Genomic DNA, 16,790 nt, shown 5'->3' on the forward strand with positions numbered 1-16,790 from the left:
TCTGACGATGTCAAGGACGGCGCGAAGCGCCGCCGCGACGCGGCCGCCAGAGGCGGTCCTTGACATCGTCAGACGCCAGAGCAAGCTCGCCATCAAGGTTTTAAGGCGCGGCCTCGCCGATGCGGGCGGTTTGGGAAGGGGCTGGACGTTTCAAGCACGTTGGCGACCCGGCAGTGCTTGGCGCCCGCTGCGGTGCGCGCCAGCCTGTCGGCGCCTTCGCGCACCGGAAGTCCTCCCCCTTTGGGGGAGGTGTCGGCGAAGCCGACGGAGGGGGGAGTGATTAGCAGGTGGCCGAACCTCCGGATCGGAGACCCCAAAACTCCCCCCACCGATCGCTGCGCGATCGCCTCCCCCACGGGGGGAGGCGTTCTAGGCCGCCTCCGTGACCTTCGCCTTGGCCTTCGCCTTGCTGAACACCATCGTCCCGTCGTCCACCTTGCCCAGCCGCAGGGTTACCAGATCGAGCGCGTAGTTCTGGTAGGCCTTCCAGGGCTTTTGCGCGCCCTGCTTGGGGAACTTGCCGATGCCGCGCTGGACGTAGCCGGAGCTGAAGTCCAGCCACGGCTCGACCGGCATGTCGGGGTCGGTGACACGCGGGGTGCATTGGACGGTGCCGGTGCGGTCCATGTGGTTGATCAGCCGGCAGACATATTCGGCGGTCAGGTCGGCCTTCAGGGTCCAGCTGGCGTTGGTGTAGCCGAAGGTCGAGGCGAAGTTGGGCACATCGCTGAACATCATGCCCTTGTAGGACAGGCTCTGCGACAGGTCGGCCGGTTGGCCGTCGACCACCACCTTCATGCCGCCCGCCAGCTGCATCACCAGGCCCGTGGCGGTGACCACGACGTCGGCGTCCAGGGTCGCGCCCGAGGTCAGTTTCAGGCCGGTCGGGGTGAAGGCCTCGATATGGTCGGTGACCACCGACGATGTCCCGGCCTTCAGCGAGGCGAACAGGTCGGCGTCGGGCACCAGGCAAAGGCGCTGGTCCCAGGGGTTGTAGCGGGGCGTGAAGTGGGTGGCGACGTCGTAGTCGGGCCCCAGATGTTCGCTGACCAGGCCGATCAGCTGGGCCTTGGTCTTTTCCGGCTTCTTGCGGGCGATGTTGAAGAACAGCATCTGCATCAGCACGTTCTTCCAACGCGTGATGCGGTAGGCCAGCATGATCGGCAGCTTGGCCCGCAGCCAGTTGGCCAGGGCGTCCTCCGCCGGACGTGAGACCACATAGGTGGGTGAGCGCTGCAGCATGGTGACGTGGCTGGCGGTCTTGGCCATCTCCGGCACCAGGGTGACGGCGGTGGCCCCGCTGCCGATCACCACGACCTTCTTGCCGGTATAGTCGAGGTCGGCCGGCCAGTGCTGCGGGTGGACGATGCGGCCGCCGAACGTCTCGACACCCTCCCAGGGCGGCGTGTAGCCGGCGGCGTAGTCGTAATAGCCGCTGCACATCAGCAGGAAGTTGCAGGTCAGGGTGACGACCCGGCCGTCATGCTCGGCCTCGACGGTCCAGGTGGCGGTCTCCGAGGACCAGCTGGCTTGCTGGACCTTGTGATTGAAGCGGATCTTGCGGTCGACGCCGTGGTCCTTGGCCGTCTCGCGGACATATCTCAGGATCGACGGGCCGTCGGCGATGGCCTTGGCTTCGCGCCAGGGCCGGAACGAATAGCCCAGGGTGTACATGTCGCTGTCGGAGCGGATGCCGGGATAGCGGAACAGGTCCCAGGTGCCGCCGATGGCTTCGCGGCCCTCGAGGATTGCATAGGTCTTGCCCGGGCAGTGGGTTTGCAGGTGATAGCCCGCGCCGACGCCCGACAGGCCCGCTCCTACGATCAGGACGTCGAAATGCTCGATGGCCATGCGCTCGCTCCGCTCCCCGATGTGGTCCGGCGTGCCCGGACGTCTTGGTTATCTTATCGACGTTCATATAGAGGCGACCATTTTGACCGTCGGTCAACCGGTGGCGTACCGTCCTTTCGATTTCCGGCGGGTTTTCGTTTGCGCACCGCGGCTTTGGCCGCGTATTCGATCCGGCATGAACTTGCGCGATTTCGGTCTGCTGGTGCTGGTCTGCCTGGTCTGGGCCTGCAACAACATCATCTCCAAGATCGTGGTCGCCCACTGGGGCGTGCCGCCGTTGTTCTATGCGGCGGTGCGGTTCGCGATCGTCGCGGCGGTGACCCTGCCGTGGCTGCTGCCCGCGCCCCGGCCGACCTGGCGGATCGTGGTGGTCGGCCTGCTGATGGGCGTCGGCAACTTCGCCCTGCTGTTCATGGGCTTCAAGACGGCCTCGCCCTCGGCGGCGGCGGTGGTCATCCAGGTCGCCGTGCCCTTCACCACCATCCTGTCGGTGCTGCTGCTGGGCGAGAAGGTGCGCTGGAAGCGCGGGCTGGGCATCGCCCTGACCCTGTCGGGGGCGGTGGTGGTGATGTGGAACCCGCACGGCCTTCAGCTGTCGCCGGGCCTGTGGTTCATCGTCGGCTCGGCCTTCACCGGCTCGCTGGGCGCGGTGATGATGAAGCAGATCGAGGGGGTCAAGCCCCTGCAGTTCCAGGCCTGGGTCGGCTTCACCGCCGTCGCGCCCCTGGCGGCGCTGAGCGGGGTGTTCGAGCCCGGCGGCCTGGGCCTCGCCGCCCATGCCGGCTGGCCGTTCGTGGCCGCGGTGCTGTTCTCGGCCCTGGTGGTGTCGGTGCTGGGACACACGACCTATTATGGCCTGATCCAGCGTCACGAGGCCAATCTGATCGCGCCGCTGACCCTGATGACCCCGTTGATGACCATTGGCCTGGGCGTGCTGATCACCCACGATCACTTCGACATCCGAATGGGAATCGGCACGGCGCTGGCGCTGGTCGGCGTGCTGATCATCGCCCTGCGCAAGAACCAGGTCATGCCGCTGATCCTGCTGATGAGGAACCGTTTCCAATGACGCCCTCCCCTCTGAAGTTGGCCGACGCGCCGTCGCCGAACTTCGATGCCCGCAAGGCCATCCCCGACAGCGTGATCCTTCACTACACCGGCATGGAGACCGGCCCGGCGGCGCTGGAGCGTTTGTGCGATCCGGAAGCCAAGGTCTCGGCCCACTACCTGGTCGAGGAAGATGGCCGGGTGTTTCGCCTGGTGCCCGAGGAGCGCCGCGCCTGGCATGCCGGGGCCGCCTTCTGGAAAGGCGTCAAGGACATCAACTCGGCCTCGATCGGGATCGAGATCGTCAATCCGGGACACGAGTTTGGCTACCGCGCCTTTCCCGACGCGCAGGTCGCCGCCGTGATCAACCTGCTGGCCGACATCCGTTCGCGGTGGACCATCGACGATGACCGCGTCCTGGGCCATTCCGACATCGCCCCCGGCCGCAAGATCGACCCGGGCGAGCTGTTCCCCTGGAAGCGGCTAGCCGAGGCCGGCCACGGTCTTTGGGTCGAGCCGCCGCCGTCGCCCGGCGCGCCGCTGGGCGAGGGCGAGGAGGGGACCGGCGTCTTCGCCCTTCAGGCCGGCCTGACCCGCCTGGGCTACAACTGCCCGCCGTCCGGCAAGTACGACGCCTGGACCACCACCATCGTGGCCGCCTTCCAGCGCCACTGGCTGCAGACCCGCTTCGACGGCGTCGCCGACGGCGAGACCCGGGCAAGGCTGGTGGCCCTGCTGCGGGCCGCCGGCTGATGCATCCGGCCCAGCCGTTCCGGGTCGAGGATCGCGCGACCCTGCTGGGCTTCATCGCCGCCCATCCGTTCGTGACGCTGGCGGCGGCGGTGCGCGGCCGGCCGTTCACAGCCCAGGCGCCGGTGGTGATCCGCCATCTCGGTGACGGCGAGGTGGCCCTCGACTTCCACCTGTCGCGCGGCAACGTGCTATCGCCGTACATCGTCCAGGGCTTTCGTGCGGTGGCGCTGGCCACGGGTCCCGACGCCTATGTCAGCCCGGACTGGTACGCGGGCGAAGACCAGGTCCCGACCTGGAACTACCTGTCGGTCGAGGCCGAAGGCTCGGTCGCCGGGCTCAACGACGTCGAGCTGGTGGCCCTGCTCGACGACCTCTCCGCCCAGGAGGAGGCGCGCTTGCTGCCCAAGCCGCCCTGGACCCGCCACAAGATGAGCCCTGGCCGCTTCGAGGCCATGACCCGCGCCATCATCGGCGCGCGGTTGGTCGTCGATCGCCTGGAGGGGACGTTCAAGCTGTCGCAGAACAAGAGCGAAGCGGATCGGGCTGGGGTGGTCGCGGCGCTGGGGGAGCATCCGATCGCGGGATTGATGCGGAGCTAGGGTCGAATCTCGGGATTGGCCGTTTGGCTTCCGACCCTGGGCGGACATTGGGTTGCGCCTTAAAAAGCCCTCTCTCTTGGAGAGAGGGAGGGGCCCATGGCGAAGCCATGGGAGGGTGAGAGGTTACATTCTCACCGAATAGGGCATGGTCATCCAGCAGGTTGGGGCAGCTGCCAGATCCAGGATTTGTTGCCGTTGTGTGCTCCTCCGGACCTTCGAAGGCGGCTGGACGGATTCGGATTTTCCGGCCAGCGGTGAAACCTCTCACCCTCCCACCGCTTCGCGGCGGGCCCCTCCCTCTCTCAAATAGAGAGGGTTTTTCGCGTCCGCCAACCACCCTAAGCTGACGTGAGCAATGGCGGCTCCGGGGCGTTGCGCCGATCGATCGCATTTCGCTTCGGTGCGAAAGCGCGAGCGATGAAAGGACAGTGGGGGCTTTGTCTTCCCGACCTCCGTCGGAAACAGCAGACCGTCTTCAAGCATCGCGCGGATTTCATCCGCATCCATCGTGTCGAACTCGTCGGGAATGGCCAATTCGCCGTCCAGGAAGCCAAGGCGGCGTAGCTGACCGGGATGGTCCTCCGGGCGGTCGGGTGCGGCATGGAATTTCTCCGCCGAGCTAGGCGGTGAAGTCAGTCTACCTCATCGTGCCTCGATCTCCGATTGACCCGCCGTCACGGACCCGTCAAACACCCCCTCGGACCAGATGGTCGGGCGGCCGCGGTCTTCGCAAGAAGGTCGAGGAAAGTCCGGGCTCCACGGTGACAAGGCGGCGGGTAACGCCCGCCGGGAGCGATCCCAGGGATAGCGCCACAGAAAGCAAACCTCCTCCCCTCGGGGCGGGAAGGGTGAAAGGGTGGGGTAAGAGCCCACCGCGGACCTGGCAACAGGGACGGCATGGCAAGCCCCGCCTGGAGCAAGACCGAATAGGGACCCCGCGCCGGCCTCGCGTCGGATAGGCCGTCACTGGCTGAGAGGGTCCGGGTAGGTCGCGAGAACCGTCCCGCGAGGGGCGGTCCAGAGGAATGGCCGTCTCGCGGTCGTCTTTCTTTCGGGAGGGGCGGACGTCAGACAGAACCCGGCTTACAGACCATCTGGTCCATTTCGCGCGCCAGAATGGGGACCGGCGCATGCGCTGGTCCCCAGCCGCCACCTTTCGCGAAAGTGGGTTTTACCCCCGCTTGTCCACCGCGCGAGCCGGGTCGATGCGCTCATTCCCGTGTTCGCAAGGCGTTCAGCGAGTCTAGCGCCAGCCGAAGTCTTAACATGTTCTGTGTATGTTCTGTTGATAGATTCACGGGCTCTGTGAACACCCGCCGCGACACCTTTGTTTTCGCGGCGAAACGCCTGTTGGTGTCATTGTCTCCCAATCAATCCCATGTTAACCCAGTTCTGCCGGAGCGAGCGTGTCAGGGCGTCCGGCGGCGGGCTTTTCGATAGGGGTAGTGGGGTGTTTCTCTCGACGTTCGAGAAGCAGCTGGACAGCAAGCGGCGCATCGTTGTGCCGCAGGATTTCCGCGCCACGCTCTCGGGCCCGTTCGACGGGATCTTCTGCTTTCCTTCCATCGAAGCCGATTGCCTTGAAGCTGGCGGGAAAAGCTTGTTTGACCGTTACCAGGGCGTGATCGAGGAGCTGCCTTTCGGCGACCCGCTGCGTTCGGCCCTCGAGGTCAGCGTGCTGGGCGGCATGGCCAAGCTGTCGTTCGACACCGCCGGCCGCATCACGCTTCCCGACACCCTGTGCGAGATGTTCGGCCTGACCGACTGGGTCGCCCTGGTCGGCCTGGGCGAGCGGTTCCAGATCTGGTCGCGCGAGGCCTTCCAGGCCCACCGCGCCGAGCAGCGCGAACTGGCCCGCGACGGCTTGGCCGCCATGCGCGCCCAGCAGCGCACCGCGCGGATCGGCGGCGTCGCATGACCGAGCTTTCCGACACCCCTCCCGAGGTCGCGCCGCACGTCTCGGTGTTGCTGGGCGAAGTGGTCGGCGCCCTGGCGGCAGGCCCTGGCGACGTGGTCATCGACGGCACCTTCGGGGCTGGCGGCTACACCCGCGCCATCCTGGCCACCGGCGCGACGGTCATCGCCTTCGACCGCGATCCCAGCGTCCAGCGCTTCACCGCCGAATTCACCGCGACGGCCAATTCCGCGACGGCCAATTCCGCGACGGATAGTCGCTTTCGGCTGATCGAGGACCGTTTCTCGCAAATCACGGCGTATCTGGAGGATGCGTCGGTTGACGGCGTAACCCTGGATCTTGGCGTGTCTTCCATGCAGCTCGACGAGGCCGAGCGCGGCTTTTCCTTCATGCGCGACGGTCCGCTGGACATGCGCATGGGCGCCGACGGCCCCACGGCCGCCGACCTCGTCAACGACCTGGACCAGGTCGAGCTGGCGCGCATCCTCTACGTCTATGGCGAGGAGCACGCCTCGCGCCGCATCGCCAGCTTCCTGGTCAAGCGCCGGGCCGAGCGGCCCTTCACCCGCACCCTGGACCTGGCCCATGTGATCGAGCGCGCCCTGGGCGGACGCAAGGGCGCCAAGGCCCATCCGGCCACCCGCTCGTTCCAGGGCCTGCGGATCGCCGTCAACGCCGAGCTGGAAGAGCTGGAGGCCGGGCTGGTCGCCGCCGAGCGGGTGCTGAAGCCGGGCGGCCGGCTGGCCGTGGTCACCTTCCATTCGCTGGAAGACCGCATCGTCAAGACTTTCCTGGCCGAGCGGGCCGGGCGCACGCCCGGTGGCTCGCGCCACGCCCCGCCGGTCGAGGTGGGCGCGCCGGCCAGCTTCCAGCTGATCTCGTCCAAGGCCATCGCGCCGGGCGAGGCCGAACTGGCCGTCAATCCGCGCGCCCGCTCGTCGAAGCTGCGCGCCGCCGTGCGGACGCAGGCTCCGGTGTGGAGTGACGCCCGATGAGCCTGTCGAGCATGTTCGATCGGCGCATACGGGGCTTCCGGGTGGTGGAGCTGGTTTGCCTGTGCCTGCTGATCGCCTTGGTGTTGGGCGTCTACATGGCCAAGACCTTCGCCGGCCGCGAGCGCGCCGAGATCGCCTCGGTCGAGCAGCAGATCGTCGATGAGAAGGTCCGGGTTCGGTTGCTGAAAGCCGAGGTCGCCTACCTCGAGCGCCCGGGCCGCATCGAGCAGTACGCCGCGAGCCGAAACCTCGGGCCAATCAAGCCTGAGCACGAAACCACCGAGGACGCCCTGATCGACCTCGCGCGCAATGCGCCCGTCGCCCACGCCCCGGCCGCGCCGTCGGTCAGCGCGGCCGGGGCGGCGGCCACCGCCGAGGCGCCCGAGGCGACGCCCGACGACTATCCGCCGCCCCAGCTCTCGTCTCAGCCGGCTCCCGCAGAGGCTCCGCGATGAGCCTGTCCAATCTCGCCCCCGGCGGCGCACCCCGCGCCTGGCGCTGGCTGATCGAGCGGGTCTGGCGGCTGGAGCACGCCTTCGAGCGCTCGCGCGCCGCAGCCCGCCCGGAAGACGACACCCGCATCCGCATCTTCTTCGTCATGGCGATCTTCGGCCTGGCCTTCACCGTCCTGGCCCTGGGCGCGACCTGGGCGGCGGTGTTCTCCAAGGTCGGCGGCAACAGCTATCTGGCCTCGACCGCGGGCGCGCGCGGCGACCTGGTCGATCGCAACGGCCAGCTCCTGGCGGTGGATCTGACCCACTACGCGCTCTATGTCGATCCCAAGGAAGTCTGGGACGCCAAGGCCACCCGCGTCACGCTCGCCAAGGCCCTGCCGCAGGTGCCGGTCAAGCGGATCAACGAAGCCGTCTCGGGTCCGCGCCGCAGCTTCGTGCTGGGCGGCATGACGCCCGCCGAGAAGGGCGCGATCTTCGACCTGGGCCTGCCGGGCGTGCAGTTCGAGGAACAGGCGCGCCGGGTCTATCCGCTGGGCGCCAGCGCCGCCCACTTCATCGGCTTCGTCGACAAGGGCGGCCTGGGCCTGTCCGGGGCCGAGAAGGCGCTGGACAAGACCGTGCGCGACGCCGCCGCCAAGGGTCCGGACGGCGCCACGGCGCTGTCGATCGACCTGCGCGTCCAGGCCGCCCTGGAGGACGAGGTCCGCAAGGCCGCGATCGAGTTCCAGGCCAAGGACGCGGTCGGCATCGTGACCAACATCCATACCGGGGAGATCCTCGGCATGATCAGCTATCCGGATTACGACCCCAACCAGCTGAACCAGGCGTCCAGCGAGCAGATGACCAACCACGCCGCGGCCTCGGTCTATGAGATGGGTTCGACCTTCAAGGCCTTTACCGTGGCCATCGGCCTGGACACCGGGGCGGCGACGCCGGCCTCGACCTTCGACGCGCGCGAGCCGTTCAAGCTGGGCTACCGGACGATCCACGACTTCCACGCCGCCAAGAAGATCCTGACCCTGGTCGAGGTGTTCCAGCACTCGTCCAACATCGGCACCGCCATGCTGGCCGAGCGGATCGGCGGCGAGCGCCTGAGCCGTTATTTCAACGCCTTGGGCCTGACCAAGCCGGCCAAGGTGGAGCTGCTGGAATCGGCCCGCCCCCTGACCCCGAAGAAGTGGGACGACGACGCGGTGGCCTCCACCTCGTTTGGCCACGGCATCAATGTGTCGCCCCTGGCCCTGGCCCAGGCGATGGGGGCGCTGCTGAACGGCGGAACGCTTCAGCCGCTGACCATCCTGAAGCGCGCGCCGGGCGTGCGCCCCGAGGCGCCGCGCGCGATCTCGGAGGAGACCTCGCAACAGATGCTGCGGATCATGCGCGCCAACGTCACCGGCGGCAGCGGCAAGTCGGCCAACATCCCGGGCCTGACGGTGGGCGGCAAGACCGGCACGGGCGAGAAGTACGATCCCGCGCTCAAGGGCTATAACCACCAACGCCAGGTCTCGTCGTTCGCGGCGGTTTTCCCCACCGAGGGCCCGCTCGAGGCCGATCGCTATTTCGTGCTGGTCCTGCTGGACGAGCCCAAGGGCAACGCCAAGACCTCGGGCTTCTCGACCGGCGGCTGGGTGGCCGCGCCGGCCGCCGGCCGGGTCATCGACCGCATCGCGCCGTTCCTGGGCGTCAAGCGCCAGGCCGACATCTTCACTGTGGCCCAGTCGCCGAAAGCTGCACCGGAGGCGGGACTTTGAGCAAGACCCTTTCCCAGATCCTCAACCGGCCCTGCGTGGTCGATCCCGTCATCACCGGGGTCACCGCCGATAGCCGCAAGGTGGCCGACGGGTTCCTGTTCGCGGCCCTGCCGGGCAGCAAGGCGGACGGCCGCAGTTTCATCGACGGCGCCATCGCCTCGGGCGCCGCCGCCATCCTCGCTCCGGACGATGTCGACAGCCTGGCGGTCCCGACCGTCCACGCCGGCGACCTGCGCCGCGCCTATGCCCTGGCCGCCGCCCAGTTCTGGAGCGAGCAGCCGCAAACCTGCATCGCGGTGACCGGCACCAACGGCAAGACCTCGGTCGCCGGCTTCGCCCGTCAGATTTACGCCCGCCTCGGCCACAAGGCCGCGAGCATGGGCACGCTTGGAGTCGTGGTCAGCGCGCCGGGCGTCGCGGACCAGCAACTGACCCCGCCCGGCCTGACCACGCCAGACGCCGCCGATGTCGCCGAGATGATGGCCAGGCTGGCCGGCATGGGCGTGACCCACCTGGCGGTCGAGGCCTCGTCGCACGGCATCGACCAGCGGCGGCTGGACGGCGTGCGCCTGGCCGCCGCCGGCTTCACCAACTTCACCCAGGACCACCTGGACTACCACGGCACCATGGGCGCCTATCGCGCGGCCAAGCTGCGGCTGTTCGAGACCCTGCTGCCGCGCGCCCGCACCGCGGTGCTCAACGCCGACAGCGACGCCTTCCCGGCCTTCGCCTCGGCCGCCGTCACCTCCGGCCAGACGATCCTGTCGGTCGGCCATGATGGACAGGGGCTCAAGCTGGTCTCGCGCACCCCCGTGCCGGAGGGCCAGCGCCTGAGGATCGCCGCCCAGGGGCGGGAGTTCGACGTGCTGCTGCCGCTGGCCGGGGATTTCCAGGCCTCCAACGTGCTGGTCGCGGCGGGCCTCTGCCTTGCGACGGGCGAAGACCTCGAGGCGACGATCGCCGCCCTCGAACATCTCGAAGGCGCGGCCGGCCGGCTGCAGCGGGTCGGGACCGGCGCGCGCGGCGGCGAGGCCTATGTCGACTACGCCCATACCCCCGACGGCCTGGAGACGGTGCTGGCGGCCCTGCGCCCTCACACCCAGGGCAAGCTGATCGTGGTGTTCGGGGCCGGCGGCGACCGCGATCGCGGCAAGAGGCCCCTGATGGGCGAGATCGCCGCGCGCCTCGCCGACGTCGCCATCGTCACCGACGACAATCCCCGCTCCGAAGAGCCGGCCTCGATCCGCGCCGCCATCCTGGCCGCCGCGCCGAGCGCCCAGGAGTTTGGCGACCGACGCGAAGCCATCCGGGCCGGGGCGGCGCTGCTGTCTAACGGCGATGTGCTGGTGGTGGCTGGCAAGGGTCACGAGCAGGGCCAGCTGGTGGCCGGCGTGAACCATCCGTTCGACGACGTCACCGAAACCGCGAAGGCTTTGGAGGCGGCCCATGTCTAACGCCCTCTGGACGGCTGACGAGATCGCCGGCGCGACCCACGGCCAGGTGCTGGGGGCCTTCGAGGCCACCGGCGTATCGATCGACAGCCGCAGCATCGCGCCAGGCGACCTGTTCGTGGCCCTGTCGGGCGCCCGGGACGGTCATGAGTTCATCGTCCAGATCACTGACAAGGGCGCGGCCGGGGCCCTGGTCTCCAAGCCCGTCGCCACCCCGGCCGTGCTGGTCGAGGACACCTTCCTGGCCCTGGAGCGCCTGGGCGTCGCCGCCCGCGAGCGCGCGCCCCAAGTGCGGCGCGGGGCGGTGACTGGCTCGGTCGGCAAGACCAGCGTCACCCGCGCCGTCGAGGCGGGCCTGCGCCGCGCGGGCAAGGCCCACGCCTCGGTCAAGTCGTACAACAACCATATCGGCGTGCCCCTGACCCTGGCGCGCATGCCGCGCGACACCCAGCGCGCGGTGTTCGAGGTCGGCATGAACCACAGCGGCGAGATCATCCCGCTGTCGAACTTCATCCGTCCGCACGCGGTGGCCATCACCACGGTCGGCCCGGTGCATCTGGAGAACTTCGCCGACGGCGAAGAGGGCGTCGCCCGCGCCAAGGCCGAGATCTTCGCAGGTCTCGAGCCCAACGGCGTGGCGGTGCTAAACGCCGACAATCCCTGGTACAGCTTGCTCAAGGCCGAGGCCGAGAAGGCCGGGGCCGAGGTCTGGAGTTTCGGCACGGGCGAGGGCGTCACCGCGCAACTGACCGCGTTCGCCGCCAGCGCCCAGGGCGCGACCCTCACCGCCGTGCTGCGTGGCGAGACGATCCAGTTCCCGATCCTGCAGACCGGCGTCCATTGGGGCCTCAACAGCCTGTGCGTGCTGCTGATGCTGGAAGCTCTGGACGTCGATCGCGACACCGCCCTGGCGGCCCTGGCCGAGTTCGAGCCGATCGAGGGGCGTGGCGCCGAGCGGGTGGTCAAGATCCCGGGCGGAACCTTCACGCTCGTGGACGAAAGCTACAACGCCAACCCGATCTCGATGCAGGCGGCGCTGAAGACCCTGGGCGCGCGCCAGGTGGCCGGCCGACGCATCGTGGTGCTGACCGACATGCTGGAACTGGGCCCGCAGAGCGGTCGTTTTCACAGTGAGCTGGCCACGCCGATCGCCGCCGCCGACATCGATCTGGTGTTCTGCGCCGGACCGTTAATGAAATCTTTATGGGAAGCGCTACCGCCGACTCGACGCGGCGGCTATGCCGAAAGCGCCGCCGAGCTCGCGCCTCTGGTCGTCTCGGCGATGAGGGCGGGCGACGTGGTGATGGTGAAGGGTTCGAACGGGTCGCGCGCGGGGGCCGTGGCGGCCGCGCTCAACGCGCTCGACCTCGAAGGACGGGGCTGATGCTGTATTTCCTCTACGAGTTCCTGTCGCGAGGCGGGCACGAGCATGTGCCGGTCCTGAACCTGCTCAAGTACCTGACCTTCCGCACCGGCATGTCGATGCTGACGGCCTATGTGGTGGCCGTGGCCATGGGCTCGCGCTTCATCCGCTGGATGAAGGCCAAACAGGGCAAGGGCCAGCCGATCCGCACCGACGGCATCGCCCGCCACATCACCGAGAAGGCCGGCACGCCCACCATGGGCGGCTTCATGATCCTGGCCGGCCTGTTCGTCGGCTCGCTGCTGTTCGCCGACCTCAAGAACGTCCATGTCTGGGTCGTGCTGGTGATCACCGGCAGCTTCGGCGTGCTGGGCTTCATGGACGACTACGCCAAGGTCACCAAACAGACCACGGCGGGCCTCTCCAGCATTCAGAAGTTGATCGCCCAGTTCGTCGTCTCGATCATCGCCGCGGTCGTGCTCATCCTGTTCGCCCCCAAGGAGTCGATGACGCCCGGGCTCGAAACCTCGATGGTTTTCCCGTTCTTCAAGGCCCTGGTGATCAATATGGGCTGGTTCTACGTGGCCTTTGCCGCCGTCACGATCGCCGGCTTCTCCAATGCGGTGAACCTGACCGACGGCCTGGACGGCCTGGCCATCGTGCCGGTGATGATCGCCGCCTCGACCTTTGGCCTGATCACCTACCTCGTGGGCAACTACAAGTTCGCCGACTATCTGAACCTGCATTTCGTGCCCGGCGTCGGTGAGTTGGCCGTGGTCTGCGGCGCGATCATCGGCGGGGGCATGGGCTTCCTCTGGTACAACGCGCCGCCCGCCAAGATCTTCATGGGCGACACCGGATCGCTGGCCTTGGGCGGGGCGCTGGGCGCCATTGCCGTTTGCGCCAAGCACGAGCTGGTCCTGGGCATCGTCGGCGGCCTGTTCGTGGTCGAGGCGCTGAGCGTCATGATCCAGGTCGGCTACTTCAAGAAGACCGGCAAGCGTATCTTCCTGATGGCGCCGATCCATCACCATTTCGAGAAGCTGGGCTGGGCCGAGTCCACCGTCGTGATCCGTTTCTGGATCGTGGCGATGATGCTCGGCTTCCTCGGCCTCGCCACCCTGAAACTGAGATAGGAAGGGGCGCGCCATGATCCCGGTCCGCGGTTTCGAGGGCAAGACCGTCGCTGTGTTCGGCTTGGGCCGGACAGGGCTGACGGCTGCTCGCGCCCTGATCGCCGGCGGGGCCAAGGTGGCGCTTTGGGACGAGAAGCCCGAGAGCCGCCAGGCCGCCGTGGCCGAGGGCCTGAACGTCGTCGATCTGTCGACCGGCGACTGGAGCGACTACGCCGCCCTGATGCTGTCGCCGGGCGTGCCGCTGACCCATCCCAAACCGCACTGGACGGTGGGCAAGGCCAAGGCGGCCGGGGTCGAGATCCTGGGCGACATCGAGCTGTTCGCCCGGACGGTCAACGCCGCGCCCGAGCACAAGAAGCCGAAGATCATCGCCATCACTGGCACCAACGGCAAGTCGACAACCACGGCCTTGATCGGCCACATCTTCACACAGGCCGGCCGCGACACCCGCGTGGGCGGCAATATCGGCGAGGGCGTGCTGGGCCTGGAAGACATGCACGGCGGCGCCGTCTATGTGTTGGAACTCTCGTCCTACCAGCTCGACCTGACCACCAGCCTGCACGCCGACGCCGTGGTGCTGCTGAACATCTCGCCCGACCATCTGGACCGTCACGGCGGCATGGACGGCTACATCGCCGCCAAGCGCAAGATCTTCCAGAACCAAGGCAAGGGCGACACCGCGATCATCGGGGTGGATGATCCGTGGTGCCAGCAGATCTGCACCGAGATCACCGCCGCCAACCGCCGCACCATCTGGCCGATCAGCGCCGGCAAGGCCATGGGCCGGGGCGTCTACGCCCTGCAAGGCATGCTGTACGACGCCACGGGTGACCGGGTGACCGAGATGGTCGACCTGTTGCGCGCCCGCAGCCTGCCGGGCCGCCACAACTGGCAGAACGCCGCCGCCGCCTACGCCGCCGCCCGCGCCCTCGGCCTGACCACCCAGCAGGCCTGCGACGGCCTGATGAGCTTTCCGGGACTGGCCCACCGGATGGAGACCGTCGCCAAGATCGGCAAGGTCCGCTTCGTCAACGACAGCAAGGCCACCAATGCCGACGCCGCCCGCCAGGCGATGTCGAGCTATCCGAAGTTCCACTGGATCGCCGGCGGCGTGGCCAAGGCCGGCGGCATCGACGTTCTGGTCGATCTGTTCCCGCGCGTCGCCACGGCCTATCTGGTCGGCGAGGCGGCGGAGGATTTCGGCAAGGCCTTGGAGGGCAAGGCCCCGGTGCGCCAGTCCGGCGACATCGCGACCGCCGTCGCCGCCGCCTATGCCGACGCGGTCGCTAGCGGCGAGGAGGCCATCGTGTTGCTATCGCCCGCCTGCGCCTCGTTCGACCAGTTCGCCGATTTCGAGCAGCGGGGCGAGGCCTTCCGCGTCGCGGTGATGGGCCTGGGCAAGCCGGCCGCCAAGCGGGCCTGACGGCGTCGGCGGAACCAATCACGCCGCTTTACCGTTGCCTGCCGCATGTACCTTTGCGCGCCGGGGGGCGAATAGTGGACCCACAGTCCCACAACATCGCGTCGCAAGACGACGACGGGCGCTATAAGCTTCTCGTCGATGCAATCACCGATTATGCCGTCTACATGCTCGATCGGGACGGCCGCGTCAGTAGCTGGAACCCCGGCCCCGAACGGTTCAAGGGCTACCAGCCGCACGAGGTCATCGGCCAGCACTTTTCCCAATTCTACACCCCCGAGGATCGCGAGGCCGGTGTCCCCGCCCGCGCGCTGCACCAGGCGGCCACCGAGGGGCGGTTCGAGCAGGAGGGTTGGCGCCTGCGCAAGGACGGTGGCCGCTTCTGGGCCCACGTTGTCATCGACCCGATCCGCCTGCCGTCTGGCGAGGTGGTGGGCTTCGCCAAGATCACCCGCGACCAGACGGAACGCAAAGCGGTTGATGAGGCCCTGCGCGGCAGTGAGGCGCAATTCAAGCTGCTGGTCGAAGGCGTTACCGACTACGCCCTTTACATGCTGGATCCGGACGGCCAGGTCGCCAGCTGGAACGCCGGCGCCGCACGGATCACGGGCTACGCCGCCAATGAGATCATCGGTCACCATTTCTCGCGTTTCTACACCGAGGAAGACCGTCTCGCGGAGGGGCCCGAGCTCGCGCTGCGGACCGCCGTCGCTGACGGGAGGTTCGAAAAGGAGGGGTGGCGGCTTCGCAAGGACGGGAGCCGCTTCTGGGCGCATGTGGTCATCGACGCGATCCGTGACGACCGCGGGCGGGTGATCGGATTCGCCAAGAGCACCCGCGACATCACCGAACGGCGTAACACTCAGCGCGCCTTGGACCATGCGCGCGAAGCCCTGTTCCAATCCCAGAAACTGGAGGCGATCGGCCAACTGACCGGCGGCCTGGCGCACGACTTCAACAACCTGCTGATGGCGGTGCTGGGCAGTCTGGAACTGGTGCGCAAGCGATTGCCCGTCGATCCGCGGATCACGCCGCTGATCGACAACGCGATCCAGGGCGCCGAACGGGGCGCGGCGCTGACGCAGCGCATGCTGGCCTTTGCGCGAAAGCAGGAATTACAGCTGCGCGCGGTGGACATCGCGACCCTGGTGCAAGGCATGACGGGGTTGCTACAGCGATCCATAGGGCCGTCCATCCATCTGCAAACCCAGTTCCCGGACGACCTGGCCTGGGCGTTCACCGACGCCAACCAGCTCGAAAACGCTTTGCTGAACCTTGTGGTCAACGCTCGGAACGCGATGCCGACAGGCGGCTTGGTCAGGATCGAGGCCACCAATGAAAGGATCGACCAGCAAGTGCTCGCTGGCCTAGCGCCGGGTGGCTATGTCCGACTGACCGTGACCGACACGGGCGAGGGCATGGACGCCAAGACGGCCTCTCGCGCCACGGAGCCCTTCTATACGACCAAGGGCATAGGCAAGGGCTCGGGCCTGGGGCTTTCGATGGTCTATGGCCTGGTCGAGGAGTCCGGCGGCCGGTTGATCCTCCATAGCCAGCTCGGTGAAGGCACGTCCTTGGAATTGTGGTTGCGGCAAGCCAGCCCCGAAGACCAACAACGCGTCGTCACCGACAATCTGGAAGCGCTTCATCGCGACGAGATCGGCTCCCTGGTCGTTCTGGCGGTCGATGACGACGAACTGGTGCTGATGAACACCTCGGCCATGCTTGAGGAACTCGGTCATCGGGTTCTGAAGGCCTCGTCGGGCGAGGAAGCCTTGGCGACCCTGCAGCGCGAAGCGGTCGATCTGGTGATCACCGACTTCGCTATGCCACACATGACCGGAATCCAGCTGGCTGAAGCGATGCGCGCGCGGAACGCCCACATCCCCGTGTTGCTCACGACCGGATATGCTGAATTGCAGCCGGGAGCCGGGGCCAACCTGCCTCGCCTGGCCAAGCCGTTCGGACAGGACGACCTCGAACGCGCGGTCCGGCAGGCGGCCGGCTCCACAGGGCGCCGGGCGGCGGAATAGTCGCCGCGCGGCGTGGTGTCT

General features: G+C 67.8%; 14 protein-coding genes and 1 other RNA gene. 13 read left to right on the plus strand and 2 right to left on the minus strand.

The features are described 5' to 3' along the window. Positions 1-369: 369 nt before the first annotated feature. A complete protein-coding gene (locus ACP696_RS02180; protein WP_426043423.1) occupies positions 370-1,851 on the minus strand; it encodes a flavin-containing monooxygenase in 1,482 nt (493 codons plus the stop codon). Between the two features lie 175 nt (positions 1,852-2,026). Here ACP696_RS02180 and ACP696_RS02185 point away from each other — a divergent pair, with 175 nt between their 5' ends. Genes ACP696_RS02185 through ACP696_RS02195 form a run of 3 tightly spaced genes read left to right on the plus strand, consistent with a single transcriptional unit; the run spans position 2,027 to position 4,250 of the window. Continuing rightward, the gene (locus tag ACP696_RS02185) at positions 2,027-2,920 is read left to right on the plus strand and encodes a DMT family transporter (protein ID WP_426014205.1); all 894 of its coding nucleotides are present in this window, start codon (positions 2,027-2,029) and stop codon (positions 2,918-2,920) included. Continuing rightward, on the plus strand, positions 2,917-3,651 hold the full coding sequence (locus ACP696_RS02190) for an N-acetylmuramoyl-L-alanine amidase (RefSeq protein WP_426014204.1): 735 nt from the start codon (positions 2,917-2,919) through the stop codon (positions 3,649-3,651). The genes ACP696_RS02185 and ACP696_RS02190 overlap by 4 nt, the downstream gene beginning before the upstream one ends. After that, positions 3,651-4,250, plus strand: a complete 600-nt coding sequence (locus ACP696_RS02195) for an FMN-binding negative transcriptional regulator (protein WP_426014202.1) — start codon at positions 3,651-3,653, stop codon at positions 4,248-4,250. Before ACP696_RS02190 ends, ACP696_RS02195 begins: the two co-directional genes overlap by 1 nt. A 264-nt stretch (positions 4,251-4,514) precedes the next feature. Here the strand turns inward: ACP696_RS02195 and ACP696_RS02200 are convergent, their stop codons facing one another. Further along, a complete protein-coding gene (locus ACP696_RS02200) occupies positions 4,515-4,784 on the minus strand; it encodes a hypothetical protein (RefSeq protein WP_426014200.1) in 270 nt (89 codons plus the stop codon). 168 nt (positions 4,785-4,952) lie between these two features. On the opposite strand from ACP696_RS02200, the gene rnpB reads away from it, so the two are divergent. From rnpB to ACP696_RS02250, 10 genes are all read left to right on the plus strand, one after another. Continuing rightward, positions 4,953-5,352, plus strand: an RNA gene (rnpB, locus tag ACP696_RS02205) — RNase P RNA component class A. A gap of 348 nt (positions 5,353-5,700) precedes the next feature. Next, a complete protein-coding gene (locus tag ACP696_RS02210; protein ID WP_426014198.1) occupies positions 5,701-6,168 on the plus strand; it encodes a division/cell wall cluster transcriptional repressor MraZ in 468 nt (155 codons plus the stop codon). After that, positions 6,165-7,160, plus strand: a complete 996-nt coding sequence (rsmH, locus tag ACP696_RS02215) for a 16S rRNA (cytosine(1402)-N(4))-methyltransferase RsmH (RefSeq protein WP_426014196.1) — start codon at positions 6,165-6,167, stop codon at positions 7,158-7,160. The genes ACP696_RS02210 and rsmH overlap by 4 nt, the downstream gene beginning before the upstream one ends. Further along, complete coding sequence (gene ftsL, locus ACP696_RS02220; protein WP_426014193.1) at positions 7,157-7,615, plus strand: cell division protein FtsL; 459 nt, start codon at positions 7,157-7,159, stop codon at positions 7,613-7,615. Before rsmH ends, ftsL begins: the two co-directional genes overlap by 4 nt. Further along, positions 7,612-9,366 (plus strand): peptidoglycan D,D-transpeptidase FtsI family protein, encoded by a 1,755-nt coding sequence (locus ACP696_RS02225; protein WP_426014192.1) that lies wholly within the window; start codon positions 7,612-7,614, stop codon positions 9,364-9,366. The genes ftsL and ACP696_RS02225 overlap by 4 nt, the downstream gene beginning before the upstream one ends. Then, positions 9,363-10,820, plus strand: coding sequence for a UDP-N-acetylmuramoyl-L-alanyl-D-glutamate--2,6-diaminopimelate ligase (locus ACP696_RS02230; RefSeq protein ID WP_426014190.1), 1,458 nt, complete (start codon positions 9,363-9,365; stop codon positions 10,818-10,820). Before ACP696_RS02225 ends, ACP696_RS02230 begins: the two co-directional genes overlap by 4 nt. Continuing rightward, the gene (locus ACP696_RS02235; protein WP_426043424.1) at positions 10,813-12,201 is read left to right on the plus strand and encodes a UDP-N-acetylmuramoyl-tripeptide--D-alanyl-D-alanine ligase; all 1,389 of its coding nucleotides are present in this window, start codon (positions 10,813-10,815) and stop codon (positions 12,199-12,201) included. The genes ACP696_RS02230 and ACP696_RS02235 overlap by 8 nt, the downstream gene beginning before the upstream one ends. Beyond that, entirely contained in the window at positions 12,201-13,316 is a 1,116-nt protein-coding gene (mraY, locus tag ACP696_RS02240; RefSeq protein ID WP_426014186.1) for a phospho-N-acetylmuramoyl-pentapeptide-transferase, read from the plus strand. Before ACP696_RS02235 ends, mraY begins: the two co-directional genes overlap by 1 nt. 13 nt (positions 13,317-13,329) lie before the next feature. Continuing rightward, positions 13,330-14,739, plus strand: a complete 1,410-nt coding sequence (gene murD / locus ACP696_RS02245; RefSeq protein WP_426032118.1) for a UDP-N-acetylmuramoyl-L-alanine--D-glutamate ligase — start codon at positions 13,330-13,332, stop codon at positions 14,737-14,739. Between the two features lie 74 nt (positions 14,740-14,813). After that, positions 14,814-16,769: a PAS domain S-box protein gene (locus ACP696_RS02250; protein WP_426043425.1), complete on the plus strand. Its 1,956-nt coding sequence runs from the start codon at positions 14,814-14,816 to the stop codon at positions 16,767-16,769. The last annotated feature ends 21 nt before the right edge of the window (positions 16,770-16,790 follow it).

Source organism: Caulobacter sp. DWR3-1-2 (genome assembly GCF_049896225.1).
GTDB lineage: Bacteria > Pseudomonadota > Alphaproteobacteria > Caulobacterales > Caulobacteraceae > Caulobacter.

Excerpts from the sequence above, each read along its gene's own strand:
- ACP696_RS02180 (WP_426043423.1), bottom strand. The coding sequence starts at position 1,851 with ATGGCCATCGAGCATTTCGACGTCCTGATCGTAGGAGCGGGCCTGTCG.
- ACP696_RS02185 (WP_426014205.1), top strand. The coding sequence starts at position 2,027 with ATGAACTTGCGCGATTTCGGTCTGCTGGTGCTGGTCTGCCTGGTCTGG.
- ACP696_RS02190 (WP_426014204.1), top strand. The coding sequence starts at position 2,917 with ATGACGCCCTCCCCTCTGAAGTTGGCCGACGCGCCGTCGCCGAACTTC.
- ACP696_RS02195 (WP_426014202.1), top strand. The coding sequence starts at position 3,651 with ATGCATCCGGCCCAGCCGTTCCGGGTCGAGGATCGCGCGACCCTGCTG.
- rsmH (WP_426014196.1), top strand. The coding sequence starts at position 6,165 with ATGACCGAGCTTTCCGACACCCCTCCCGAGGTCGCGCCGCACGTCTCG.
- ftsL (WP_426014193.1), top strand. The coding sequence starts at position 7,157 with ATGAGCCTGTCGAGCATGTTCGATCGGCGCATACGGGGCTTCCGGGTG.
- ACP696_RS02225 (WP_426014192.1), top strand. The coding sequence starts at position 7,612 with ATGAGCCTGTCCAATCTCGCCCCCGGCGGCGCACCCCGCGCCTGGCGC.
- ACP696_RS02235 (WP_426043424.1), top strand. The coding sequence starts at position 10,813 with ATGTCTAACGCCCTCTGGACGGCTGACGAGATCGCCGGCGCGACCCAC.
- mraY (WP_426014186.1), top strand. The coding sequence starts at position 12,201 with ATGCTGTATTTCCTCTACGAGTTCCTGTCGCGAGGCGGGCACGAGCAT.
- murD (WP_426032118.1), top strand. The coding sequence starts at position 13,330 with ATGATCCCGGTCCGCGGTTTCGAGGGCAAGACCGTCGCTGTGTTCGGC.